The sequence below is a fragment of the Streptomyces sp. ICC1 genome, assembly GCF_003287935.1.
Classification (GTDB): Bacteria; Actinomycetota; Actinomycetes; order Streptomycetales; family Streptomycetaceae; genus Streptomyces; species Streptomyces tritrimontium.
Genome location: NZ_CP030287.1, coordinates 23851 through 47930 on the forward strand (window position 1 = coordinate 23851; position 24080 = coordinate 47930).

The window sequence follows — 24080 nt, forward strand, 5'->3', positions numbered from 1 at the left end:
TGAAGGATGAGGTTGCGCCTGAACTGGCGTTCCCTCAGGCCAAGGAGCTTCCCGTGGCCCAGCAGACGATCCCCCAGCCCCCCAGCCCCGCCTCCAACCGGCCCTACGACAGTCAGAGCGTCTGGGCGGCAGGCGGAACGGTGTTCGCCGCTGTCCTCCTTCTCGTGGACGGTGTCCTCGGTGTGATCAAGGGGATCGCCGGGATCGCCGAGGACGACGTCTACTCCCGCCTGGGCGACTACGTCTTCAAGTTCGACGTGACGGCATGGGGCTGGATCCACCTCATCCTCGGCGTCGTCCTGGTCATCGTCGGTGCCGGCCTCCTCAAGGGTGCTGGCTGGGCACGCGCGATGGGCGTGGCGCTGGCCGCCTTCAGCGTGGTCGTGAACTTCATGTGGCTGCCCTACACGCCGATCTGGGCCATCGTCTCAATCGCCATCGGCGTCTTCGTCATCTGGGCCCTGTGTACCGACAGCAGCCGCCCCGGCTCCCGCGCAGTCTGACCGAAGGAGAAGGAGCCCGCCGTGGGTGACGCCATCGGGCAGATGCTGACCTCCGCCGTCGGCATCGCCATCTCGCCCCTGCCGCTGATCGCCGTCATCCTCATGCTCACCACACCGCGGGGCCGCCTCAACGGCGTCGCGTTCGCCGCTGGATGGACCTTCTCCCTCGCGGTACTGGTCACCGCGATCGTGCTGGCGTCGGTAGGCGCCAAGTCCGTGCGAGCCGGCGGCGGGGCCGCGACCTGGACCCTGTGGCTGAAGCTCGCCCTGGGTCTGCTCTTCCTCCTCATGGGCCTCAAGCAGTGGAGGAAGCGGCCCCGGGAAGGCCACGAAGCCGAACCGCCCGGCTGGATGAAGACGATCGACCGGTTCACACCCGGTAAATCCGCCGGTCTCGCCGCCGCACTCGCCGTGGCCAACCCGAAGAACCTCGTCCTCGCCGTCGGCGGCGCCGTGTCCGTCGCCTCCAGCACCGCCGACAGCGGTGGCAAGGCCGTCGCGGCCGTCCTGATGGTGCTCATCGCGTCCGTGTGCACCACCTTGCCCGTGGCCGTCTACCTCCTCGGCGGAGACAAGGCCACGCGGATACTCGCCGACTGGAAGCAAGGGATGGCCCGGCACAACACCGCCATCATGACCACCGTGCTGGTCATCCTCGGCACCAAGTACACAGGCGACGCCCTCAGCGGGCTCAGCGCATAGCCGCGCTCTCCCTCGTCATCCTCGCCACCGCGTGCCCGACCCCACTCCCGCCGCTGCCCGGCCGGGCAGCCCCTGTCAGCCTTGGAGAGCCGATGCGCCACTACCCGCCGATTGCCGAGCACGGCCTCATCGGAGACCTTCAGACCTGCGCTCTCGTCTCCTCCTCGGGCGTACTCAACTGGTTCTGCTCGCCGCGCTTCGACTCGCCCAGCATCTTCGCCGGCCTGCTCGACCACGCCCGCGGAGGATACTTCGCCATCACCGCGGACGCCCCTGCCCTCACCGGCGACGACCCCGGCAACGCGTCCGCTCAGCCCGGCGTCACCACCCGCCAGCTCTACCTGGCCGACACCGCCGTCCTGATCACGCGTTTCCTCACCCCCGAGGGCGTAGGCGAGGTCGTCGACTTCATGCCGGTGCACGAACCGCACACCGTCACCGACCGCCACCAGGTCGTGCGCTTCCTGCGGGTCGTACGAGGGACCGTACGCTTCACGCTGGAGTGCCGCCCGCGCTTCGACTACGGACGGCAAGCGCACGGCCTGGCCTTGGACGGGGCCACCGCGCACTTCGAGGGACCGGGTACCACCGCGCACCTGCAGGCCGTCGGGCCCGTGCCGCTGGAGGCCGACGGCGACGATGTGCGCGCCACCATCACCCTGAAAGCCGGCGAGCACGCAGCCGTCACCCTGACGGTCTGTGACACTCGAAGTGCAGCCCCACCGCTGGTAACCATGGCCGACATGGTGGAGAAGTTCACAGCCGTGCGCCGCTTCTGGCACGGCTGGATCGGACGCAGCCGCTACGGGGGCCGGTGGCAGCAGATGGTCAACCGCTCCGCCATCACCCTCAAGCTCCTCACCTACGCTCCTACCAGCGCACCGATCGCCGCCGCCACCATGGGGCTGCCCGAGCAGGAGGGCGGCGAGCGCAACTGGGACTACCGCTACACCTGGGTCCGCGACGCCTCCCTCTCGGTCCGTGCCATGCGCGACCTCGGCTTCACCGAAGAAGCGAACGCCTTCCGCAGCTGGCTCGGACAGCGGCTCAAGGACGGCCCCGCCCCCAACGGCGAACCCCTGCAGATCATGTACCGCCTCGACGGAGACCCGTACCTGGACGAGGAGGTCCTCCACCACCTCGAAGGCTGGCGTGCCTCGGCCCCCGTCCGCGCGGGCAATGGCGCCGTCGGCCAACTCCAGCTAGACATCTACGGCGAGGCCGTCTACGCCCTCGCCCAGGCCGGTCAGGTCTCCGACGTCGTCGGCTACGACGGCTGGCAGCGCTTCGCAGGCCTGCTGGACTGGCTCTGCGAGAACTGGGACCGCCCCGACGAGGGCATCTGGGAGACCCGCGGCGGCCAGAAGGACTTCACCTACAGCCGCCTCATGTGCTGGGTCGCCTTCGACCGCGGCATCCGCCAGGCCACGGCCAACGCCCGGCCCGCGGACCTGATCCGCTGGACGACGGCACGCGACACGATCATGGACCAGATCATGACCCGTGGCTGGAGCGAGGAACGCCGGGCGTTCGTCCAGCATTACGGCAGCACCGTCCTGGACGCCTCTCTGCTGCTGATGCCGCTCGTCGGCTTCATCGCACCGACGGATCCGCGCTGGCTCTCCACCCTTGACGCCATGGCCACCGAACTCGTCTCCGACAGCCTCGTCTACCGCTATGACCCAGCCGCCTCGCCCGACGGCCTGCGAGGTTCCGAAGGCACCTTCTCCCTGTGCAGCTTCCTGTTCGTCTATGCCCTCGCCAGGGCGGGACGACTCGAAGAGGCCCGGTACGCCTTCGACAAGATGCTCACCTACGCCAACCACGTCGGCCTGTTCGCCGAGGAGATCGGCCCCACGGGCGAACAGCTCGGCAACTTTCCCCAGGCCTTCACCCACCTCGCCCTCATCACGGCCGCCTTGGCACTCGATACCGAGATCGACCAGGCCACAAGCCGCACTCAGAATTCGTAACGAAATGATCTAGATCCGCCACCTTTTCGCCGGCGTCGAGCCCCAATCTGTGGCCATTGGTGATCACGAGCTTGGTGATGCCGGAGCGGGCGAGGGACGCCCGGATTTTGTCGATCACGGCGTAGAGGGTCTTCGGGCTGATGCTGGCGGTGCCGGGGAGCGCGGCGTGCTCGTGGCTGCATGACATCGTGATCGGCGGGAGCAAGTGCACGGGGTGGCGTTGACGATCTCCTGGCCGATGATGCAGGCGACCGCGCCGCGTACGTCGGCCACCAGGGCGGCATCCGCGACGTCGGGGTGAGACGGGGCCCCAGCGGAAGGCGACAGAAGCCAGGCGGGCCGCTCCAGCCACGGGCGGGCCAGTGCGCCCGTGTCCCTGCGGAGCGCGGAGTGCAGCAGCGGCCACGGGCTGATCCTGCGCAGTTGAAGGCTCTTCCGTAGGTCCTGCAAGATCGATTATGGCTCAGGACTCTCCCTGGCCCGCTCACCTGCGGGGAGGGGAATCGCGGGAACTCCCCGTTTACGAATGAATCGTGCTATTGGCTGCGCGCTGCCGAGGCCGACCACGGGTAGGCGCCCGGGACCGCAGCCTCGACGTGTGGCCCAAGTCGCATGAATCTCCGTCCCGGCATTCGGGACTCTTCGGCCCCCCGCCGCACTCAGTGGCGGCTCGGGGTCCAATCTGACGTCCTGTGAGGGCACTTATGGCATGCGGAGGGTGCGGCGAGGCCGGATAGGTCTAGACAGCGAAGAGGGCCAGGTCGCCGACCTGGGCCCTCTTGCAAGAGCGGATGACGGGAATCGAACCCGCGCTATAAGTTTGGGAATCACCCGACACTTGGCCCCGGCCAACCCCGTGACCTGCGCGAACGCCCATCTTCTGTCTGGTGTGACTGCTTCCGGTGTAGCCCTTGCTGACCGCTGGTTGCCGCTCCTGCTGGCACGTTGTGGCACGGTCCTGCCGAGATGCCGAGCAGCACGTACGGGGCCATCCGGGTAGATTCCTACTTTTTCGTCTCGAAGCGACGCTAGGGTCCGGGAATCGGCTTCTCGATGATGAGGACGCACTGCCCATGCGACGCGTTTTGGCCCTCGCCACCACAGTCCTGCTCGTCTCGTCCCTGAGTGGGACCGTCCACGCGGAACCGTCACCCCCTGAGCCCCGTGCGGGCAAGTTCATCTGCCAAGTCAACGAGTACGCTCCGACGCTGGATGCCGAGGGGCGGATCCACGGCTATGCGGATCACACGTGCGACTCACGCCCTGACTGGGCCCCGAAGTGGCTGGAGGTCCGCCTCCTGAGCCGGGCTTGCGAGCGGTGTGCGGACCGTGAGGTGACCGTCTGGCGCCGAAGCGACCGTAAGGAGGACAACTGGAGGGTCTCCCGTATCTGGTTCGCAACGCCCTGCAAGAAGAGTTCCGCTGCTCGGTGGTACGTGACGGAGGCAAGGGCCTACGTCCAGAACGGTGCCTTCCATGGGGGCGGCAAGTCATCTCCGGCGAAGCTGGGGTGCTCGAATTGACGACGCCCACATCTGAGGGGCTGGGGTGGCTCCGGCCGCCGGCCGACGGGGCGGACGGCGCCGTCTGGTTGTTCGCCGAGCAGACGCCCTCAGGGACGGAACTCCTCGTCGGATCCGTAGTGGCCGCCGATCCTGACCGGGCCCCGGAGCCCGTCTGCTTCGTACCCGTCCCGGACGCGGCCCCGATCGCGGCCGACGAGCTGACCCTCCTCGGCCCACCGCGGGCCCGTCTGTCCCAGCTCATCCTCCCGGACACTCCCGGAAGCGCCGCCCGCATCCTGCTCCCCGACCGAGACGAGCAGTACGCACTCAACGGGCTCGCCGAACCCGACACCGAACCGGGCGCCTGCCTGCGCCTCCTGCTCCCGGGGGCTGTCGTGCACGAGGACGCCGAGTGGACCGTTCGGCACAGCGGGGTCGTGTCCTCCCCCGGAGGCTGCCACGTCGCCGCCCACGCCACGCGCCGCCCGGGCGCATCCGACTTCCCCGATCCCTGGCCGCGGCAGCCCCTGAGACTTCTCTTCGAGCACGCTCCCGACACGGACGACCCCGAGGAAATCTCCGGCGGAGGAAGCGGCACACCCCCGCACTTCGATGAATACCGTGCCGTCACCGCCACCGCGGACCGCCGACCGACCGCCGTTGTACTCGTCCTGGACGATCCGACCCGTGAAGGTCCCCCGATCCGGCTGAGGCTCCCGCTCCCCACAAGCTGAGCATGCACGCTCTTCGCCGTCATGCAGGCCGGAGGGGGCTGCCGGCGACCGTGCTCGGGCCGGCGGGTGGGCGGTGGCTCCGAACCATGCGTACAGGCGGCCCAGTTGGCCAGGTCTTCGGGCATGTGCAGGAGCGGGGTCATGAGCAAGCCCAGCGAGGCTAGACAGGTCTGTGCACGACAAAGCCCCAGGTCGCTGACCTGGGGCTTTGTCCTGGAGCGGATGACGGGAATCGAACCCGCGCTATAAGCTTGGGAATCTATGATGCGCAGCGCATCTGTAGGGCTCTGAGCTGCGAAAACACCCTGATGAGCGACCTGTGGCGAGGGTCCGTCCTGCCCCGTGGTGACCGTTGTTCACCCCTCCGAAGGGCACGGATGGGGCACGTATCCGTCGGCTTGATGCCGTGGAACCTTCCGGCTGTGAGGGGGACGCGGAACTGAAGTTCCCGTACCCAGGCGCCAGACCCTCTTCACGTGTGCGAGGGGTTCAGCCGTGCTCTTCCTCCTCGGATTCCATGTGTCGGATTCCTTCGTGGGTGAGGGTGACCATCGAGGGGGTGTTGCCCGGTTCCCAGTCGACGGTGATCAGGCCTTCGCCCGCCAGGTAGGTGCAGGCGGCGGCCAGGTCCTGTTCCGGTACGTGGAGGTCGCGCCGTAGCTGTGCTCCGGTGATGCCGAGGAGGCGGTTGCCTTCGACGGCTTCGTACAGGACCCGGAGCACCTGGTCGCGGTAGGTCTTGCGTTCGCGCAGTGTGGCCATGACCGCGTCCTCTCGTGTGCGGGGGTGGACTCCGGGGTCCGTGGGGTTCTCAGGTCTCGTCGGAGTGGGTGCCGGTGCAGACGGGGGTCCGGCTGGCGGCCAGCCAGGAGCGGGCGGGGCCGGCGGGTCTTGCCGTGTCCACGGTGAGGTGGAGGCGGGTGTTGCCGTCGAGGCCGGGATAGCTGCGCTGTTCCGCGCCGGCGAAGCAGCCGCGCAGTGCTTCTGCGACCGCTCGGGCGGCTTCGGGCGCGTGCGCGATGATCCGTACCTCGGCGTGCCCGAGCGACGGCAGTGTCTGGGTCTCGATGTACTTCACGTGGGCGTGTTCCCTTCGTGGTGGGCGAGGAGCCGGCGGGTGGGGGCGCCGTGGCGCCCCCGTCCGCTGCCCCTGGTCGGAGGAAAGTCTGTTCCTCACCGGTCGGCATCCGTGTGGTGGGCTCGACGACTGGTGTCGTCCGGCAGGCCGGGAGGCCTCGGCAGGGGGTCGCTGAAGTTGTAGGCCTCGATCCGGGCGTCGTGCTGGGCGTTGAGCAGGTGGATCAGGCGCATTCCGATGCCGGCCGCGAGGATGGTCACGGCGATGAGGACGAGGGTCTCCACGGAGCTCACCTCCAGCCGTTCCCGGGCAGTGGGAGGGTGCGGCGGTCGATCGGATTTCCGAAGGGGGACATGCAGGCTCCGCCTTCGCTCTCCCAGCCGGCTTCCTGGCGCCGGGCGTCGTCGCGGATACCGCGCCCGATGGCGGCTTCGTTGGCCATCAGGACGCTCGCGGTGAGGTCGCTGCCGGGGATCGCGGCGGCGGTCATGAGCCGGGCCGCGGCGGCGGGCTCGGTCTCGGGCGGGATGACGAGGAGGTCCCAGCGCCCGACGGTGTAGGAGAGCAGGATCAGTTTGTCGGGGTCCTGTTCGGTGAACCAGCCCACGTGCAGCGTGCGCCCGTCAGCGGGCACCGTGTGCGGTACCGCAGCCCAGTGGACGGGGTTCACGGTGACGCGGGTGATGCGTCCCCAGGGTTCCTCCAGGGCGGCGGCCAGCGCGGGGAGCTCGGTCGTGAGGTCGCGGGAGTGGGGCCACCAGGCCCCGTCCAGCTGGCCGGCGAGCATGGTCTTCGGTGCGAGGGACAAGCGGGCCGGGAGCTCTGTGGCGAGGTTGCGGGGCGCGGTCCGGTCGAGGGTCTTGGTCATGATGCGGACCTGCCTCCGGACTGCCCGTCGGCAGCCCGGACATTAGGCGATCGCCAGGAACGACACCCGCGTGAAAGCCGGTGCGCGAAGTACTCCCAGTGCTTTCACTGTACGCCCGTTCGGTGGAGTCTGACCGGCGTGACCAGCCATTTTCCGGCGGGCGGTGCACCGGGCGGCCGGAGTTTCGCGAAACGGCGGGCTCGCGCAGCTCGCCGACCGGGCACCGGCGTCGGCATCGGCACCGAACAGCGGTGAGGTGCGGCTGCACCCCGTGAACGGGCGGACTCAGATGGCTGACTCCGCCTCGCTGCTCGTACAGAGGTGCGGGGTCGGCTGTGGGGGAGGGAGGATGGGAGTCGCGGGCAGCGGGTGGAAGGAGTCCCGGGATGCGCGCAACCGAACCCTTCCCGGCCTACCCCGGCCAGCCGTCGGATGGTGATTCCCCCGAGCCCGGTGGGCTACTGGATGTCCTGAAGGTGGCGGCCGTGGTGCTCGACGCGGACGGGCGGATCACCTTGTGGAGCCCGCAGGCCGAGGAGCTGTTCGGATACACCTCTGCTGAGGCTCTCGGCCGGTTCGCGGGCCGGCTACGGTCCACGAGCAGCACCTGGAGCTGGTGGTCGACCTGTTCGCTCGGGTCATGGCGGGCGGGGGGAGCTGGGCGGGCGTGTTTCCCGTGCGGCACAAGGATGGCGGCACGCGGCTGGTGGAGTTCGGAACATGCGGCTGGAGGACGGCCGGAAAGGCGTCTATGCCCTGGGCCTGGCCACCGACCAGGCGACGTTGCGGCGGGTGGAGCGGGATCTGGCGCTGTCCACCCGGCTGATTTCGCAGTCCCCGATCGGGCTGGCGGTGATAGACACCGATCTGCGGTACGTGACCGTCAATCCGGCGCTGGAACGTATCAACGGTCTGCCGGCTGCCGAGCACGTCGGCCGGAACGTCCGCGAGGCATTGCCCTTCTTGGACGCCGAGGCCATCGAGTCCGCGATGCGTGACGTTCTGGCCGACGGAATCCCGATCCTTGACCGCGAGTCCAAAGCTGCGCACCCCGGCCGACCCCGACCGTGAGCACGTGTGGTCGGTGTCCTTCTACCGGCTGGAGGCTTCCAACGGGAAGGTGCTCGGCGTCGCGACGTCCGTCGTCGACGTCAGTGAGCGGCATCGCGACAAAGCCGAGGCCGCCCGGGCCCGGCAGCGCCTCGCGCTCGTAGCCGATGCCTCCCTGCGCATCGGGACCACGCTCGATCTCGACCAGACCGCCCGCGAATTCGCCGAGGTCTCCGTGCCGGAGCTGGCCGACGTGGCCGCGGTGGACGTGCTCGACAGCATCCTGCACAGCCGGGCAGCCGTTGCCGTACACGAAGGGTCAGCGGTGTTCAGGGCCCTGGCCGTGGCTGCCGCGTACCCCACCGACGCGGTGCGCGCGGCCGATCCGCCGGGTGAGGTGGCACGCTACGACGCCGACCGGCTGGTCACCCGGTGCGTGAACACCGGCCGCCCGGTCCGCGTGCCGCGCGTGGACGCCGATGACCTGATCCGCATCGCCCGCAGTCCCGAAGCCGTCGGCATGCTGGCCGCCGCAGGCCTCCACTCCTACCTGGCCGTGCCGCTCATCGCCCGCGGCGAAGTCCTCGGTGCCCTCGACCTCAAGCGCCTGCGCAATCCGGAACCGTTCACGGCCGACGACGAGGTCCTGGCCGGCGAGCTGGCCGCGCGGGCCGCCGTGTGCATCGACAACGCACGCTGGTACCAGCAGGCACGCAAAACCGCCCTCACCCTCCAGCGCAGCCTCCTCCTTCAGGAGCCGCCGGACCCGCCCGGCCTGGACATCGCCTACCGCTATAAGCCCGCCCAAGCGGCGGACGAGGTCGGCGGCGACTGGTTCGACGTCATCCCCCTGACGGGCGACAAGACCGCCCTCGTCGTCGGCGACGTCATGGGCAGCGGCATCAGCGCCGCCGCAACCATGGGTCAGCTCCGCACCGCGACCCGCACACTGGCCGAACTCGACCTCGACCCCGCGCAGGTACTGCGTCACCTCGACCGCCTGACCGAACCCATGGGGCAGACCATCACGACCTGCGTCTACGCGGTCTACGACCCCCGCCACACCCGCTGCCTCATCTCCAACGCGGGGCACATGCCCCCCGTGTTGATGCGTCGCGGACGGCCGCCCAAACTACTGGAACTGCCCACCGCGGTCCCTCTCGGTGTCGGCGGGATCCTCTTCCACACCACCACGTTCGATCTGTACCCGGGCGACCAACTGGTCCTCTACACCGATGGCCTGGTCGAAACCCGCGACCAGGCCATCGACGAACGCCTGAACGCCCTCCTCGCCCTCCTCGCAACGCCGCCGCGATCCCTGGAGGAGACCTGCGACATGCTCCTCCACGCCCTGCGTCGCCCCGGCGACCACGACAACGTCGCCCTGCTCATCGCCCGGGTCCAGCCCTGACACTCCCGCGGCCGGGCTCTGGGTGTGTGGGTGAGTGGTGCTCTGGTCAGAGCGACTCGTCGTGCAGGTCTTCCTCGCGCAACAGGTCGTCCTCGCGGCGGCGCGAAGTCTCCTTCCGGCCCTGCTTCTGTCCCTGCTCGCGGGACGCCTTGCCCGGCTGGGGGTGCGCGGGGTCACCGGGGCGATGATGCTCCTGCGCCTCGCGGCCCTTGCCCGGCTCCTGATGCCTGTCCTGTGAATCGCCCATGACAGAGACTCCTCCAGATCCGTGGGGTTGGATTCCTCGCGGATCACGCTGACACGCATAGTGACAATCTGCATCATCTCGCCTACCTGGTGTGGCTTACGGGTGACACCCGTCCTCGGTGTGGCGGCGTCGGAAGGCGGGCCGTCCCTTCGGCGCCGAGGATGGGCGCGATTCCCACCCGCCCCCTGCTGTCAGGAGCCCGTCTCATGCTGGAGCGCACGCTGCGCAAGGACCGCACGGAGGTCACCTTCGTCCTGCCCGCCGACACCCCGCCCGGCCCGGTCAGCGTGGTGGGCGACTTCAACGACTGGCAGCCCGGTACCCACACCCTGCGGCCGCGCAAAGACGGAAAACGGGCCGTCACGGTCGAACTGCCGAGCAAGAGCACGCATTCCTTCCGGTACCTGGCCGCCGGTGACTACTGGTTCAACGACGAGAGCGCCGGCGACCAGGACGGACCCAACAGCCGTCTGCACACCTGATGGACCCAGCGGCGTGACCTGACACCGGCTGGCGCGGCACGTCGGCCTCCCTGTGGAAGACGACTGACGGCAGCCACTCGACATCGAGTAGGTCCTTGGGGCCCAACCTGACGTCCCGCGAGGGCACTGATGGTAAGAGCCCAACAGAATCTGGGCAACAAACAAGCCCCAGGTCGCTGACCTGGGGCTTTGCTGTGGAGCGGATGACGGGAATCGAACCCGCGCTATAAGCTTGGGAATCTACTGCGCGGAGCGTGTGGAGATGGCACCTGACCTGCACAAACAGTTCCTGGGGTGTTCTTCGTAGAGCCCCTCCGCGATCCCCTTCTGACCGCTGCTGACCGTCCTTAAGGGCACGGTTGGGGCATGTACCCGGCACACGCCCGGCGAGGGTTCGACCCAGGTGGCGATACCGGCGATGCCGAGGCCCAACGACGGCATGCCCGAGAGGGGACCTTGCAAGCGCAATCGCTGCTTCGCTGGGCGGCTCGACCTGTGCGATGCCGAGGGCTGGTCTCTGGGTCAGGGGCTTCGGCTCCCGAGTGGCCCCGGCAGGCGAGTCTGAGCGTCGGCAGTCTGTCGTTGGCCGGGCGTGACGTTACTGCGATGACGCCTTGGCCCGCTTTGCTCCACCCCAGAGTGAGCCCGGGTTCGCCCGGGTCGGGTACAGGGCGAGCATCGCCTCGTACAGTTCGGCCGCAGTCTTGGTCTCGGCGTCGAGCCGGTTGAAGTCCGCCAGGTACTGCTTGGTCTCGGCCAGGATCTTCGGGTCGTCGGGCAGGTCGGGGTTCTTGTGGCCGGCGACGACGTAGGCGGGGTCGAGTGCGGCGAGCGTGTCGGTGGCGCGCATCCACTCCTCGCGTGACGCGGTGGTGGTCTCGCCCAGGTACTGGTGGATGCCGTTGTAGGCGACATCGCCGGCGACGACCAGCCGCAGGTCCGCCGCCCACAGCGCGGTGCTGCCCTCGCAGTCGGTGAAGCCGGTCTCCACTGCCCGTAGCTCATGGCCTTCGAGGGTGAAGGTGTCGCCTTCAAGGACTTCCGGGAAGACCTGGGGCAGCGGGACCTGCCCAGGGAAACGCGAGGTCCAGAAGGTGTCGACGTAGGGCGGTGTGCCCTCGAACCTCGCCTTGGCCACGGCTGCGGCGGTCGAGATCGCCTTGGCCTCGGGAAATGCCTCGAGGAGCTGCTTCACGCCGAAGCCGTGGTCGCCATGGCCATGCGTGATGTAGACGTAGGCCAGGTTGCGGTCGTGGGCCTTCACCCAGTCGACGAGCTGCTGGTTCTGTTCGACGGTGAGGAACGTGTCGACCAGCGCGGCGTCACGCTCACCGAGGATCAGTGTCGCGGTGTTGACCACCCACTGGAGCTCTGGCGGAGTGCCGGCCGGCAGGTCGCGGGTCAGACCTGACCGGCGCAAGCACAACGTCTCGTACCGCAGCGCTGATGTGGCTTCCGGCATGTAGTGGCTACCTTCCACTCTCGTCGAGATCCAGGCCAACACATCCGGCTTGGTCGGGCGCCAGGTTGGCCTCGGACCCAGGGCCGGGACTCGACGAGCTGCCGACCCGACTTCCAAGACCCATCCTGCGGGCTCGCATCCGATCCGCAACACGACCACCAGCCCGCCGCCGTCCGGCGTCCAGGCCTGTCACCGGTCACGTAGGCACAGGCCGGCGTGTTCAGCCCTCGATGCGGGCTGCTCGTCCGCGTAGCTCCCGTGTTTCCGGGACACCACTGACGGGATCGCGGTGAAGGTCTCCGCAACCTCCTCGACGTGCTCCGGCGGGCCCCGAAGCCGAGCCTGGTCTAGCGTGGAAGGGGGCCGAAACCGCATCGCGACGACGGGTGGGCCTCCCGGCTCCTGATCGACCGGATCAGGAGCCGGGAGGGCGGTGCCGACCGATGGGCAGGTGGGGCCATGTCCAGTGCAGCCGGCGCGACTGGCACCGACACCGGCACCCGCGACCACGACGTGATCGTCGTCGGTGGACGCTGCGCAGGGGCACCGACCGCCATGCTTCTCGCCCGCCTCGGACACAGGGTCCTCCTGGTCGACCGGGCGACGTTTCCGAGCGACACGATCTCCACCCATCTGATCCACCCGCCGGGCCTCGCCGCGCTGGAGCGTTGGGGGTTGCTGGATCGGGTGGTCGAGACCGGTTGCCCGCCCATCGACACCTACGCGTTTGACCTCGGCCCCTTCACCATCACGGGTTCGCCGGCCGGAGAGGGCTTCGACGCCTCGTACGCACCGCGACGCACCGTCCTGGACGAGATCCTCATCGACGCTGCGGCGGAGTCCGGTGCCGAGGTGCGCCAGGGGTTCACCGTCGAGGAGATCTTGACCGACGGGGACACGGTGACCGGTATCAAGGGCCACGGCAAGGACGGGAGGACCGTCACCGAGTACGCCCGGTTCGTCGTGGGCGCGGACGGACTCCACTCGTCGGTCGCGAAGGCGGTGGGCGCCGTCGGCTACGCGGAGAAACCGAAGATCAACGCCTACTACTACACCTACTGGTCCGGGCTTCCGATGCGCGGGACGTTCGAGGCGTACGACCGCGGGGACCGGGCCTTCGCCGCCTGGCCCACCAACGACGATCTGACACTGCTCATCTGCGCCTGGCCGATGCGTGACTTCGAGGCCAACCGTGCGGACGTCGAAGGCAATTACCGTGCGACGCTGGCCCTGGCGCCGGCCTTCGCCGAGCGGGTCTCGGCCGCCACCCGGGCCGAGCGGTTCCTGGGCATGGCCATCCCCAACTACTTCCGCAAGCCCTACGGCCCAGGCTGGGTGCTGGTCGGCGATGCCGGATACCTGAAGGACCCCATCACCGCCCAGGGCATCCAGGACGCCTTCCGGGATGCGGAGCGGTGCGCCCGGGCACTGGGCGACACACTCGACGGACGGCAGCCCTTCGACGAAGCCATGCGGGCGACCCAGGAGGCGAGGGATGCCCAGGTCATGAGCATGTACGAATTCACGGCGGAGTTCGCAACGTTGGAGCCGCCGCCTCCCGAGATGGAGCAGCTGCTCCTCGCGGTGTCCCAGAGCCCGTCGGCGCAGGACGAGTTCGCCAGGGTGACGGCTGGAGTGACGCCGCCCGAGGTGTTCTTCGGACACATGGAGGAACGGATGAGCGGCCATACGGGGAACGCGGCCTGACCGCCTTGACCGGCGTAGTGGCACGCGCCCCGGCGTAGCGTGTCGTCACCGGGAGGTGCGGCGACGCCGACAGGTGCCCCGGCGCCTCGTGTGGCTGGGGAACCTCGACGGTGTGGTGGTCAGGTGCGGGGGTGTGTTTCGTACATGCGGACGGCGACGAGGAGGCCGGAGGCGGCGGTGAGGGCGGCGATGGCGTAGATGGCGGTGGTCAGGCCGTAGGCGTCGGCGAGGACGCCGGCGAGGAGGGCGCCGACGGCGAAGCCGCCGTCCCGCCAGAGCCGGTAGACGCCGACGGCGCGGGCTCGCCACGCGGGGTGGGCGACGTCGCCGATGATGGCGAGCAGGGTGGGGTAGACCAGGGCGGTGCCGATGCCCAGCAGGATTTGCGCGGTGGCCCAGACGCCGAAGGTGGTGCCGGCGGCGACGAGGGCGATGGCGGCGGCCTGGAGCAGCATGCCCGCGGTGATGAGGTGTTTGCGGCCGATGTGGTCGGACCACCAGCCGGTGAGCATCTGTCCTGCGCCCCAGACGGCGGGGTAGAGGGCGGCGAGGATGCCGATCTGGGCGATGGACAGGCCGTGGGCGGCGAAGAGCAGGGGGAAGATGCCCCAGGCGAGGGCGTCGTTGAGGTTGTTGACGAGGCCGGCCTGGCTTGCGGCCGAAAGGGCTTTGTCGCGGAGGCTGGTCAGGCGGGCGATTTGCCCGGTGGTGAGTTCCCCGTCGTGGCCGCCGCCCGTGGGGTTGGTGTGGCGGTCGGCCTCGAGGCGGGCGTGGTCGCGGGTCTCGCGTACGGCGAAGACGGACAGGCCCAGAGCCAGGACGACGTAGGCGGCCCCGAGCAGGAACGGTGCTGGGCGTAGTCCGGCGTGTTCGGCGATGGCGCCGGTGGCCATGGCGGTCGCGGCGACGGCGCCGTATCCGGCGGCTTCGTTGAAGCCCATGGCGAGTCCCCGGCGTTCGGGGCCGGCCAGGTCGATCTTCATGATGACGGTGGTGGACCAGGTCAGGCCCTGGTTGATGCCGAGCAGGATGTTCGCGGCGATGATCCAGCCCCAGGACGGGCCCCAGGCCAGCATCGCGGGCACGGGCAGGGCGATCAGCCATCCGGCGATCAGGACCGGTTTGCGGCCGTACCGGTCCGACCAGGTCCCGGCGAAGAAGTTGGTGACGGCCTTCGTCGCGCCGAACGCCACGATGTAGGTGAGGGCGGCGGTGTAGGCGGAGAGGTGGAAGACGTCGTCGGCGAGCAGTGGCAGGACGGTGCGTTCCTGGCCGAGCATCCCGCCGACGAGCGCGTTGACCGCGACGAGCAGGGCGAACTGGGGGAGGTTGGCCCGCAGTCCGAGCCGTATGCCGGTACTGGAATCGCCGCTTGCGTGGATGCTCACGCCCCCTCCTGCAGGGGGCGGCCGGTGGCCTTGGCCCAGTCACCCGGGCCGCCGTCGAGGACGGCGAGATCCCGCTGCCCGGCGCGCTGCAGGAGGCTGGCGGCCGTCATGGCGCGCTCGCCGTGACCGCAGGCCACCACGGCGCCGGCCGGAGCCTCGCCTGAGCGGGCTGCGAGATCGCCGAGTTCGATGTGGACCGCGTCAGCGATGTGCCCCGCGGTGTGTTCCGCACGCTGGCGGATGTCCAGTACGGGCCGGCCCCCGATGCGGTCGGCGGTGAGCAGTTCGATGCTCTGGCGCTGTCCCCCGGCGGTGGTCCAGGCGTCCATGCCGCCTTCGAGGTGCCCGGCCAGCCGCTCGTATCCGATCTTCAGGGCCTGCCAGGTGAGCTCCGCGAGGTCCTGACCGGGGGAGGTGACGAACACGAGCGGGCTGTCGTCGGGCAGCAGCCAGCCGAGCCAGGTGGCGAACTGCCCGCGTAGCGGGTTGGAGATCGCGCCGGGTATGTGGCCTGCGGCGAAATCGGCGACGGAGCGGACGTCGACGAGCTGAGCGCCCTGGCCGAGGAGGCCGCGGACCTCGGCCACCGTGAGCGGGGCGAGCGTGGGCGCGGACCCTAGGACCGCGGGCCCGCGCCGGTTCACCTCACCGAGCCGGTCGAAGTACGCCGGGTAGGAACCGAGACTCCCCAGCAGCTGCCGCACGAAGGCGTCCTCGTCCGGCGCAGCGAGCAGCGGGTTGGCCCGACGCTGGTCACCGATGGTTGTGGTGCGCTCGGCGCCGGGAGGGGCGGAGCAGAACGAGCCCGCGCCGTGGGTGGGCCAGACCGCCGTGCTGTCCGGCAGCTCGGCCAGGCGCCCCAACGACCGGTACTGGGCACGGGCCAGCTCCTCGGCGCGGTCGGCGCCGAGGAGGTCGGTGCGCGCGGCTGAGCCGACGATCAGCGAACCCCCGGTGAAGACGCCCAGCTCGCGGGTGCCGTCCAGGAGCAGGAAGGAGAGGTGTTCGTCGGTGTGGCCGGGGGTGGCCAGCGCGCGGAGGGTCAGGCCGCCGAGGTCGGTCTCGTCGCCGTCGGCGAGGGGCGTGTGCGGGAAGGCGCGGTGGCCGGCTGCCGAGGCCAGGACCGTCGCGTCGTCGTCGTGCGCGAGCTGGACGGCGCCGGAGAGGAAATCGGCGTGCAGGTGGGTGTCGGCCGCGTACGCCACCCGCAGCCGCCGCCGTCCGGCAGCGGCCCGCAGTGCGCGCAGGTCCCGGCTCGCGTCCACCGCGAGGGCGCGTCCGTCACCGAGGTCGACGAGGTAGGAGCTGTTTCCCAGCCCCTCGTCGACCAGCGGTATCAATTGATCGTCGGCGAAGCCCATCAGGTCCTCCAGGTGACACGGTAGGGGCTCGGTGGTTCCAGCGCCCATCCACGGATACAATATTCCATGGATCTATGGAGGATGCCATGGGAGATGCCGTACGCAAGTCGGCCCTGTACGACGCTTTCGCCCTCACGGGCAAGGCACTGAGCAGCGGGAAGCGCTTGGAACTGCTCGACCTGCTGGCGCAGGGCGAGCGCACGGTGGACGCGCTCGCCAAGGCGGCCGGACTGAACCTGACCACGGCCTCGGCGCACCTGCAGACCCTCAAGCAGGCCGGACTCGTCGCCACCCGCCGAGAGGGGGTACGGATCCACTACCGCCTCGCCGGCGACGACGTCGCTGCCCTCTACGCCCTCCTGCGCCAGGTCGCCCAAACCCACCAGGCCGCCGTCGAACCGGCTCGCACCGCATACCTCGGCACGGACGCAGCGGAAGAGGTCGACCGAGAGGAACTACGGGCCCGCGCCCAAGCGGGCGAAGTCGTCGTCCTCGACGTCCGCCCGGCCGAGGAATACGCCGCAGGCCACATTCCCGGCGCGATCTCCATCCCGGTCGAGGAACTCGCCGAGCGCATCGCCGAACTACCGGACGACGTCGAGGTCGTCGCGTACTGCCGCGGCGCCTACTGCGTCCTCGCCCACGACGCCGTACGCCTGCTCCACCAGCACGGCCGCAAGGCCCTGCGACTCACCGACGGCATGCTGGAATGGCGTCTGGCCGACCTGCCTGTCGAGGCGGAGGCCGCCGCCTGATCCTTTGCCTGCACCCGTCCCACGAGTCACGCGCTCCGCTGGGGGCTGTACCGGCTCATGGCGTCGCAGTCGAGGCGGGAACTGGCCAGGCCTTCTGGGTGACGAGGGTGTCCGGAGGGAGTGCGTCGAGGTCGATGCCGGGGTTGGTCATGCGGTGATCGTTCTTCCCGTTCTTCAGGTACATGCTCCGAAAGTAGGGTTCCGGCAGGCGCGGTAAAGGCTCGCGTCACCCGTTTGGCCAGGAGCGCGTAAAGGTGCTGGGGTCGTGCGGGGCGCCCGGCGTGATCGGTTCTCGTCGATCTCGCCGGAATCAATGGCCTGTGCAAGCCAACGCAGCGTCAGGCCAGGTACGTTGCCCCCATGGCTGACTTCTTGATCGTGATCACGACCGTGGACAATCAGGACGCCGCGCGGAAGCTGTCGCGCTCAGCAGTGGAGGCGAATCTGGCCGCTTCCGGGCAGGTGACCGGGCCCATCGAGACGACGTACCGGCACCTCGGACAGGTCTCCGAGGGGACTGAGTTCCAGGTGACCTTCCGTACGGCCGGTGACCGGCGCGAAGCGCTGGAGAAGCACCTGGCGGACAACCATCCCTACGACTCGCCCGAGGTCATCGCCTTCACCATCGACGCCGGCCGTGCCGAGTACCTGGACTGGATCACGCGGGCCACCCGCTAGCCCTTGGCCCGTTCCAGCAGCGCACCGACCGGGGCGATGGACCGGTGGGGCTCCAGTCGCTTGACCATCAGGCGGGCCCGCACCATCGGCCGGATCGACGCGAGTCCCTCGGAGAGGTCGAACACCCGGGTCGTGATCACGGTCGCGTGCTCGATCTCGCCGGCGTCCAGGTAGGCCGCCGCCAGCCACGACAGGTAGAGCGCCTTGTCTCGGGACCGGGAGTCGTCGTACCGGCCCAGGGCGTCCTCCAGGGCCGGGATCGCCCGCAGGGGCCGGTGCAGCTCCGACCAGCACCTGCCCGTCATGATCGCGATCTCGTCGTGGTCCACCCAGTACGCCCAGTCGGGGCCCGGCTCGTCGCCGGGCTCGTGGATCGCCTCCTCGGCGAGGCCCAGGGCGTAGTCCGCTTCCCGGGCGTTCCCCGAGGTCGCGTGCTGCCAGGCCAGTCGGTCGGCCAGCAGTGCCCGTACGACGGGTGCCGTCCCCGGACCGAGCGCCTCGTACGCGGCCGTGGCGAAGCGGATCCCGGAGTCGCCGCCCACGGTCCATTCCAGGTACGCGAGGAAGGCCAGCGAGTTGCCTTCCAGGGAGCTGTCCTGGGCCGTGCGTGATGCGGCCAGGGCGGTCATGTAGTGCCCGCGGGCCTCCTCGTACTGGCCCGCGTCGTATGCCGCCCAGCCTGCGAGTTGGGCCTGTTCGGCGATGATTCCCCGCAGTCCCCTGCCGGTCGCCTCGCTGTAGACCCCCTCGTCGGCCAGACGGGTCGTGGTCGCCAGCTCGCGGACGTACATCTGGTAGGTGTCGCCACCGCCCACGAAGTCGTCGAGGCGCCGGAGCCGGGCGGTGCGCTGGCTCAACTGCCGTGGGACGTCTGCTCCGATCCTCCGTCCTGATGAGAGCAGAGAAGAGGGCTGTATGACGGCGATCCCGGCGCCGGCCGAAGCCGTCATGAATCCGCGGCGGTCGAACACTTCGTTCTCCTGGTCGGTCTGGTCCTTCTGCTCCTGTCGGCGAAGGCGTCGGGCGAGAGCGACAGCCCGACGGAGCTCCTCCTCCGGTACGCCGAACTCCGCGGCCAGCAGCGCCCGTGAAGCCGGGTCGGGCAGCCGCTCGTGGGTCTCCCACCTGGAGACCGCGCCCTGCTCCAGCGGGTACCCCCGGCGCACGGAGAGATCGGCCGCCAGACCCTCCTGCGTGCGTCCGCCGGCCATGCGCAGGCGCCGCAGCAGCGGCCCGATCGGCTCCACACCGTCGCCCTCGTTCGTGGTCATCATCGCCATCCCCCGACCGTCGGCAGAGCCCTGATCCCAGCCTGGCCATAAAACCTGGCCATGTCCCCGGAATGGCCATGCCTTCTGGCCCATCCATCCAAACGCGTACGGCAGTTGACTGGTCACAGCCGCCCGGGAAAGGCGGCCTCCCCCTCGCAGCGGGCCGCAAGGCCGTACCCCATGTCGCACCTGCGGCCCGCTGCGTCCCCCGGAGCGAAGAGCCAGCCCGAGCCCAAGGAGAGAGCCGTGGCCCCTCAGATCCGTCCGCGCCAGCGTCAGACCATGCCCGGCTGGGTCAGCGAAGGAACGCCGGTCTTCGACCCGCTGGAGAACCGGCGGGGCATCGTCCAGTTCATCGGCGAGTACGAAGACCCGGCCACCCGCGTCTCGTACGCGAACGCGGTCTTCGCCCGGCCCGAGGGCGGAGGCTCGGAGTGGATCGTCAAGGACCCCTCCAGCCTGGAGCGAGGCTGAACCGCAGGGCCCTGCGGGGATGGCGCCAGCAGCTCGCAGTCCTGATCTACATCGCGGCCACCTGCGTCCTGGTGGTCACTCTCGCCCTCGCCGGCGACACCGCGCCCTGACACCGCGGGTGCACGCGCAGCACCATCCCCGCCCCCAGATTTCCCGCAGGAACCCCTGCGGGCCACATCAAGGATCAGGAAGGAGTACGGGATGAACGAGAACGCTCCCACCGAGCAGGCCAGTGGTCTGCTGATCGGTGTCCGCCGGATCAACGCGGCGCGGTCGCGCGCCGAAGAGGCTTCGGACAACACCGGTGGCAAGTCGGACATGAACGACACCTGATCGACCGAGGAGACCCACGGTGATTGATTCCGCATCGTGGGCGCAGCGTCTGGGCGGGGACACGTTCCTCGCCCAGACGTGTTTCCGCGCCCACGCAGTGATCCGTTCAGCCGGCGCCGCCGTTCCCACCCTGTTGACCTGGGACGACATCAACGAGATCGTCGCCGCGCACCGGCTGGAGCCGCCCCGCATGCGACTCTCCCGCGCGGGGGAGGCCGTCCCCGCGACGGCGTACTCCGTCCTGCGCACGAACCGGCGCGGGGTGTCCTGGTACCAGCCTCAGCCGACGGAGTTCCACGCGCGCCTCGCCGAGGGGGCGTCCCTCGTCATCGACGCGATCGACCAGATCCACCCGCCCGTCCGGGCAGCCGCCGCCGGCCTCGAACGGTTCTTCCGGACCCCCGTCCAGGCCAACGCGTACGCCTCCTGGACGTCCGAAGAGGGCTTCGGTACCCACTGGGACGACCACGACGTCGTGGTCCTCCAACTCGAAGGCTCCAAGCGGTGGAAGATCTACGGACCCACCCGGCAGGCCCCCGCCTGGCGCGACGTCGAAGCTCCCGAGGCCCCGACGGGCGAGCCGATCGCGGACATCGTCCTGACGCCCGGCGATCTCCTCTACCTCCCGCGCGGCTGGTGGCACGCGGTGAGCGCCGACCAGGGCACCGCATCGCTCCACCTCACCTTCGGGCTGGCCACGCAGACCGGTGCGGAGTTCCTGGGATGGCTGTGCGACGACCTCCGGACCAGCGCAACCGTCCGCTCCGACGTCCCCCGCTTCGGCACGCCCGAAAAGCGGGCGGACTACCTGGGCGCCGTACGCAAGGAGGTGCTGTCCGCTCTGGAGGACCCGGCGGTTCTGGACCGGTGGGAGAGGTCGCTGGACACCACACACCCGGGGCACCCGCGCCTTTCCCTGCCGCACCTGGCGACCGTTCCGCCCGAGCCCGGGATCACCGTCCAGGTCACCGTGCCCCGCGCCCGGGTGGACCAGGACGCCGAGGCGGTGACCTTCTCCGGCGCCGGGCGCGAGTGGACCTTCGCACTGCGCGCCGCACCGCTGCTGCACCGCCTGGCCGGCGGGCCGCCGGTCACGCTCGGGGACCTCGCCGCCGCATCCGGCCTCACCGTCGCCCAGAGCGCTGAGATCGTCTCGGCTCTGGTCGGCGGACAGGCCGCCGCCGTGATCGGGGCACCCAGGTGACCGCCGCCCTCGGCCTCGGGACGTACCGGGTGCGCGCTGTCGAGGAGCCGGCGCGCGCGGCGTGTTCCGACGGGCTGGTGTGGCTGGACACCGCACCCAACTACGCCACGGCCCACCAGGCACTCGGCCCGGTCATCGCCGACCACCCCCGCGCCATGATCGCGACGAAGACTGGCTTCTTCACCCAGCAGGAAGGCGAGGCCGCAGTGGCGGCCGGAGTCCTCCCACCCGGGGAAGCCGCAGTCGGCCACAGCCTCCACCCCGGCTTCGCCCGCTGGCAGACCGATCGCTCCCTCGCGACCCTGGGCCGCGCCGACATCGTGTTCGTCCACAACCCCGAGCACGCCCACCAGGACCGTGGGGTGCTGCACGCCCGGCTGCGCGACGTGTTCTGCGAGCTGGAGGAGTACGCCGCCGAAGGCCGCATCGCCGGATACGGAGTGGCCACCTGGTCCGGCTTCCAGCACGAGGCATTCACCGTCCCCGAACTCCTCGGCCTGGCCAAAGAGGCCGCCGGATCGGGTGAACACCACCTCGGCGCGATCCAGCAGCCGGTCAGCCTCGTCATGGTCCGCCCGATCGCGCTCGCCCTCGGCGGGCGGGGCCCGCTCGTCCAGGCTCGCGCCGCCGGCCTGCTCACATTCGGCTCCTCACCCCTGCATGGCGGCGAACTCCTCGACTTGGCCACACCCGAACTCGCCGAGTTCATCCGACCCGGCACCAGCACGGCCGCCGCCTGCCTCCTGACTGCGGCGTCCTGCCCGAGCCTGGACGTGGTACTGCTGTCCGCCAGTACGCCGCAGCACTGGAAGGCCGCCAAGGAGGCCATCGCCTCGCCGCTCGAACCGGACCAGCTCAGGAGGGTCATCGATGTACTCGCCCAAGGATGAGATCACCAGGGCCCGCATGGAGGACGCCCTCGCCACCGCATCCTCACATCTGGCCACCGCTCCGACGGGCCCGCTGTCCTGGGGATGGCTCGGCCGGACCGTCGGCTCCCGCACCGAGAACGGCCACTGGCTCCGCGTCCACTGCGGCGAAGCTGCCAAGACCCCCACCACCCGGAACGAGGGCATCGCGCTCGCCGAGGAACGGGTTTCGGACAAGGTGTCCCGCCCCCACCTTCACGACCTGTACCGATGGGAGGGTGGGGAGTACGTCTTCGAGGCCGAGCTGATCGACTACATCGCCCAGCCCGTCATCTCCCCGGAAACCCCCGACCTCACGGAGGACCCAGGTCTCCCGGGCTCCTGGTGGGCGACGCTGCGGGAGAGCCTGGACGCCCTCAGCGCTGCCGAGCCGCCCCGCGAGACCATCCGTCAGTCCTGGGCGGACCGCGTGTTCCCCGAGTTCCTCGGCATCCCCGCGCCGACCATCACCGAACGCGTCACCGGGCACGCCGATCTCCAGTGGGCCAACCTCACCCACCACCCCCTAGTCATCCTCGACTGGGAACGCTGGGGCGCCGTTCCTGTCGGCTACGACCCGGCCATGCTCTACGTCAACAGCCTCCGCGTCCCCGCCGTCGCCGCACGCATCCGCACCGAGTTCGCCGACGTCCTGGACACACCCGCCGGCCGGATCGGCGAACAGGTCGCCCTCGCCGAAATGCTCCAGGCCGTCGGCCGCGGCTGGTACAGGGAGCTGGCTCCACTGTTGCGCCAGCGCGCGGAGGAAGTGACGGGCATCCTTCCTCGCTGAGCGTCAACAACCAAGGAGACAGACCAACATGATCGAACGAGTCCGAGCCGTCCTCGTCACCGCGGCCGACACGATGCTGGTCATCCGCCGCACCAAGCCCGGAATCCCCATGTACTGGGTGCTCCCCGGCGGCGGGGTCGAGGAGAGCGACGAGTCCCGGGAGGCCGCCCTCCACCGGGAGATCCACGAAGAGATCGCGGGGAAGGCCGACATCGTCCGCCTCCTGCACACGACGGAGTCCGACACCGAGCGTCAGCTCTTCTACCTCGCCCGCATCGCGACATGGTCCTTCGAGGACCGGACCGGCCCCGAGTTCACCGCCGAGGGCCGTGGCGAGTACGCGCTGGAGGAGATCCCGCTGACCGTGGAGGGGCTCGACGGCATCGACCTCAAGCCCGAGGAGATCGCCCGCGTCCTACGGGGCGCCATCGGCGCCGGCACGCTCGGAGCTGGGGTCGTGGCCTAGCCGTACGCCATGCGGACATGCCACCGGGGCCAACGCGGAATCGCGTTGGCCCCGGTGGGTGGTGTTGGTCAGAAGGTGTACGCGGTGAAGCGGCGAGGGGGCTCGGTCATTCGGCCAAGCAGCTGGTCCAGCTGGGCCCTTTCGGCCTCACCCGTGAGCTCGACGGCATTGCCGAGGGTCTTCTTCGTGAGTTGATCCATGAACGGGGCGAGGAACCGCTGGAGGGCTTCCGGGGCTTCCTCCGTCGTCCGCAGGTACTCCATGTAGCGAGTGTGCTGCGCGGCGAACTCTTCGAACTCGTCGCGCGTGGCGTGCAAGGCGGTGGTCTGCTCCTCCTTGGTGAAGGGGCGGCCGTCTATGTGGGACCAGGTTTTGGTGTCGCGCCGGTATTTGAAGTCCGAGTCGCAGAGGAGGGCGACGACGGCGGGTCGGATTTCGGTTTCAGGCATGCGAGTGCTCCTCGAAAGTGTGCGGGAAGGGCGTTGTTTCAAGTGTCTGGAGATTCCCCGGTTTGGCTGACCGGGGATCGTCGGCTATGTTGCGCCGCGCGCTCCGGTCAGCGGTGACGGAAGCGGTGTGCAGCCTGGGCGGTCGGCCGCCCTGTGCCGAGAGGCCAGGTGGGAGCAGCGGGGTGAGCCTGGATGCTCGTGCCGCGCTTCGGGCACGATGATTCCGGGTCGGAATTTGGTTTGGGCATACGAGGATTCCTTGCGGGGCGATTGCTGGT

The 24080-nt window shown here is 69.6% G+C and carries 26 protein-coding genes and 1 pseudogene; 15 read left to right on the forward strand and 12 right to left on the reverse strand.

Going from position 1 to position 24080, the window contains the following annotated elements; all coding sequences use genetic code 11:
• Positions 1–68 precede the first annotated feature (68 nt).
• The 3 genes from DRB96_RS00095 (at position 69) to DRB96_RS00105 (ending at position 3178) form a co-directional block, all read left to right on the forward strand.
• Positions 69–503, forward strand: coding sequence for a hypothetical protein (locus tag DRB96_RS00095; RefSeq protein ID WP_112453104.1), 435 nt, complete (start codon positions 69–71; stop codon positions 501–503).
• Positions 504–524: 21 nt separating this feature from the next.
• A complete protein-coding gene (locus DRB96_RS00100) occupies positions 525–1205 on the forward strand; it encodes a GAP family protein (protein WP_112446183.1) in 681 nt (226 codons plus the stop codon).
• 92 nt (positions 1206–1297) lie between these two features.
• Positions 1298–3178, forward strand: a complete 1881-nt coding sequence (locus DRB96_RS00105) for a glycoside hydrolase family 15 protein (RefSeq protein WP_112446184.1) — start codon at positions 1298–1300, stop codon at positions 3176–3178.
• Here DRB96_RS00105 and DRB96_RS46190 read toward each other — a convergent pair.
• Positions 3114–3365, reverse strand: coding sequence for a creatininase family protein (locus tag DRB96_RS46190; protein ID WP_112453105.1), 252 nt, complete (start codon positions 3363–3365; stop codon positions 3114–3116). The two genes, DRB96_RS00105 and DRB96_RS46190, sit on opposite strands and share 65 nt — an antisense overlap.
• 1332 nt (positions 3366–4697) lie before the next feature.
• Between DRB96_RS46190 and DRB96_RS00115 the strand changes: the two genes are divergently transcribed.
• Positions 4698–5417 (forward strand): hypothetical protein, encoded by a 720-nt coding sequence (locus DRB96_RS00115; protein ID WP_162688444.1) that lies wholly within the window; start codon positions 4698–4700, stop codon positions 5415–5417.
• Positions 5418–5906: 489 nt separating this feature from the next.
• Here the strand turns inward: DRB96_RS00115 and DRB96_RS00120 are convergent, their stop codons facing one another.
• The 4 genes from DRB96_RS00120 to DRB96_RS00135 all read right to left on the reverse strand — a co-directional run bounded on the left by DRB96_RS00120 (position 5907) and on the right by DRB96_RS00135 (position 7363).
• A complete protein-coding gene (locus DRB96_RS00120) occupies positions 5907–6179 on the reverse strand; it encodes a hypothetical protein (protein ID WP_112446186.1) in 273 nt (90 codons plus the stop codon).
• 49 nt (positions 6180–6228) lie between these two features.
• Entirely contained in the window at positions 6229–6495 is a 267-nt protein-coding gene (locus DRB96_RS00125; RefSeq protein ID WP_204357598.1) for a hypothetical protein, read from the reverse strand.
• 95 nt (positions 6496–6590) lie between these two features.
• Complete coding sequence (locus DRB96_RS00130) at positions 6591–6779, reverse strand: hypothetical protein (protein ID WP_162688445.1); 189 nt, start codon at positions 6777–6779, stop codon at positions 6591–6593.
• Between the two features lie 5 nt (positions 6780–6784).
• Positions 6785–7363 (reverse strand): DUF5994 family protein, encoded by a 579-nt coding sequence (locus tag DRB96_RS00135; RefSeq protein ID WP_112446188.1) that lies wholly within the window; start codon positions 7361–7363, stop codon positions 6785–6787.
• A 386-nt stretch (positions 7364–7749) separates the two neighbouring features.
• On the opposite strand from DRB96_RS00135, the pseudogene DRB96_RS00140 reads away from it, so the two are divergent.
• A pseudogene (locus DRB96_RS00140) lies at positions 7750–9824 on the forward strand (SpoIIE family protein phosphatase).
• 46 nt (positions 9825–9870) lie between these two features.
• On the opposite strand, the gene DRB96_RS00145 reads toward DRB96_RS00140, so the two are convergent.
• Entirely contained in the window at positions 9871–10071 is a 201-nt protein-coding gene (locus DRB96_RS00145) for a hypothetical protein (RefSeq protein ID WP_112446189.1), read from the reverse strand.
• A gap of 206 nt (positions 10072–10277) precedes the next feature.
• On the opposite strand from DRB96_RS00145, the gene DRB96_RS00150 reads away from it, so the two are divergent.
• Positions 10278–10553, forward strand: coding sequence for an isoamylase early set domain-containing protein (locus DRB96_RS00150; RefSeq protein ID WP_112446190.1), 276 nt, complete (start codon positions 10278–10280; stop codon positions 10551–10553).
• 598 nt (positions 10554–11151) lie between these two features.
• Here DRB96_RS00150 and DRB96_RS00155 read toward each other — a convergent pair.
• Positions 11152–12015 (reverse strand): MBL fold metallo-hydrolase, encoded by an 864-nt coding sequence (locus DRB96_RS00155; RefSeq protein ID WP_112446191.1) that lies wholly within the window; start codon positions 12013–12015, stop codon positions 11152–11154.
• 459 nt (positions 12016–12474) lie between these two features.
• On the opposite strand from DRB96_RS00155, the gene DRB96_RS00160 reads away from it, so the two are divergent.
• Positions 12475–13722: an NAD(P)/FAD-dependent oxidoreductase gene (locus DRB96_RS00160; RefSeq protein ID WP_112446192.1), complete on the forward strand. Its 1248-nt coding sequence runs from the start codon at positions 12475–12477 to the stop codon at positions 13720–13722.
• A 119-nt stretch (positions 13723–13841) separates the two neighbouring features.
• Here the strand turns inward: DRB96_RS00160 and DRB96_RS00165 are convergent, their stop codons facing one another.
• Positions 13842–15110: an MFS transporter gene (locus DRB96_RS00165; RefSeq protein ID WP_112446193.1), complete on the reverse strand. Its 1269-nt coding sequence runs from the start codon at positions 15108–15110 to the stop codon at positions 13842–13844.
• Complete coding sequence (locus tag DRB96_RS00170) at positions 15107–16519, reverse strand: MBL fold metallo-hydrolase (protein WP_239515980.1); 1413 nt, start codon at positions 16517–16519, stop codon at positions 15107–15109. The genes DRB96_RS00165 and DRB96_RS00170 overlap by 4 nt, the downstream gene beginning before the upstream one ends.
• Positions 16520–16557: 38 nt before the next feature.
• Between DRB96_RS00170 and DRB96_RS00175 the strand changes: the two genes are divergently transcribed.
• On the forward strand, positions 16558–17226 hold the full coding sequence (locus DRB96_RS00175) for a metalloregulator ArsR/SmtB family transcription factor (protein WP_112446195.1): 669 nt from the start codon (positions 16558–16560) through the stop codon (positions 17224–17226).
• Between the two features lie 55 nt (positions 17227–17281).
• Here DRB96_RS00175 and DRB96_RS45785 read toward each other — a convergent pair whose 3' ends face one another.
• On the reverse strand, positions 17282–17410 hold the full coding sequence (locus DRB96_RS45785) for a hypothetical protein (protein WP_275431876.1): 129 nt from the start codon (positions 17408–17410) through the stop codon (positions 17282–17284).
• 176 nt (positions 17411–17586) lie between these two features.
• Between DRB96_RS45785 and cutA the strand changes: the two genes are divergently transcribed.
• A complete protein-coding gene (gene cutA / locus DRB96_RS00180) occupies positions 17587–17904 on the forward strand; it encodes a divalent-cation tolerance protein CutA (RefSeq protein WP_112446196.1) in 318 nt (105 codons plus the stop codon).
• On the opposite strand, the gene DRB96_RS00185 is transcribed toward cutA, so the two are convergent.
• Positions 17901–19184, reverse strand: coding sequence for a helix-turn-helix transcriptional regulator (locus DRB96_RS00185; protein WP_112446197.1), 1284 nt, complete (start codon positions 19182–19184; stop codon positions 17901–17903). The two genes, cutA and DRB96_RS00185, sit on opposite strands and share 4 nt — an antisense overlap.
• 237 nt (positions 19185–19421) lie before the next feature.
• Here DRB96_RS00185 and DRB96_RS00190 point away from each other — a divergent pair, with 237 nt between their 5' ends.
• The 6 genes from DRB96_RS00190 to DRB96_RS00210 all read left to right on the forward strand — a co-directional run bounded on the left by DRB96_RS00190 (position 19422) and on the right by DRB96_RS00210 (position 23353).
• Positions 19422–19649: a hypothetical protein gene (locus DRB96_RS00190; RefSeq protein WP_112446198.1), complete on the forward strand. Its 228-nt coding sequence runs from the start codon at positions 19422–19424 to the stop codon at positions 19647–19649.
• A 201-nt stretch (positions 19650–19850) separates the two neighbouring features.
• Positions 19851–19982 carry a hypothetical protein gene (locus DRB96_RS45790; RefSeq protein WP_258054030.1) on the forward strand — a complete coding sequence of 44 codons (132 nt, stop codon included), beginning with the start codon at positions 19851–19853 and terminating at the stop codon, positions 19980–19982.
• A gap of 19 nt (positions 19983–20001) precedes the next feature.
• Positions 20002–21186: a cupin domain-containing protein gene (locus DRB96_RS00195; RefSeq protein WP_112446199.1), complete on the forward strand. Its 1185-nt coding sequence runs from the start codon at positions 20002–20004 to the stop codon at positions 21184–21186.
• Positions 21183–22076, forward strand: coding sequence for an aldo/keto reductase (locus DRB96_RS00200; protein WP_112446200.1), 894 nt, complete (start codon positions 21183–21185; stop codon positions 22074–22076). Before DRB96_RS00195 ends, DRB96_RS00200 begins: the two co-directional genes overlap by 4 nt.
• Positions 22057–22887, forward strand: a complete 831-nt coding sequence (locus tag DRB96_RS00205) for a hypothetical protein (RefSeq protein WP_112446201.1) — start codon at positions 22057–22059, stop codon at positions 22885–22887. The genes DRB96_RS00200 and DRB96_RS00205 overlap by 20 nt, the downstream gene beginning before the upstream one ends.
• 28 nt (positions 22888–22915) lie before the next feature.
• Positions 22916–23353 (forward strand): NUDIX domain-containing protein, encoded by a 438-nt coding sequence (locus DRB96_RS00210; protein ID WP_112446202.1) that lies wholly within the window; start codon positions 22916–22918, stop codon positions 23351–23353.
• A 68-nt stretch (positions 23354–23421) separates the two neighbouring features.
• On the opposite strand, the gene DRB96_RS00215 is transcribed toward DRB96_RS00210, so the two are convergent.
• Positions 23422–23802: a hypothetical protein gene (locus DRB96_RS00215; protein ID WP_112446203.1), complete on the reverse strand. Its 381-nt coding sequence runs from the start codon at positions 23800–23802 to the stop codon at positions 23422–23424.
• Between the last annotated feature and the right edge of the window lie 278 nt (positions 23803–24080).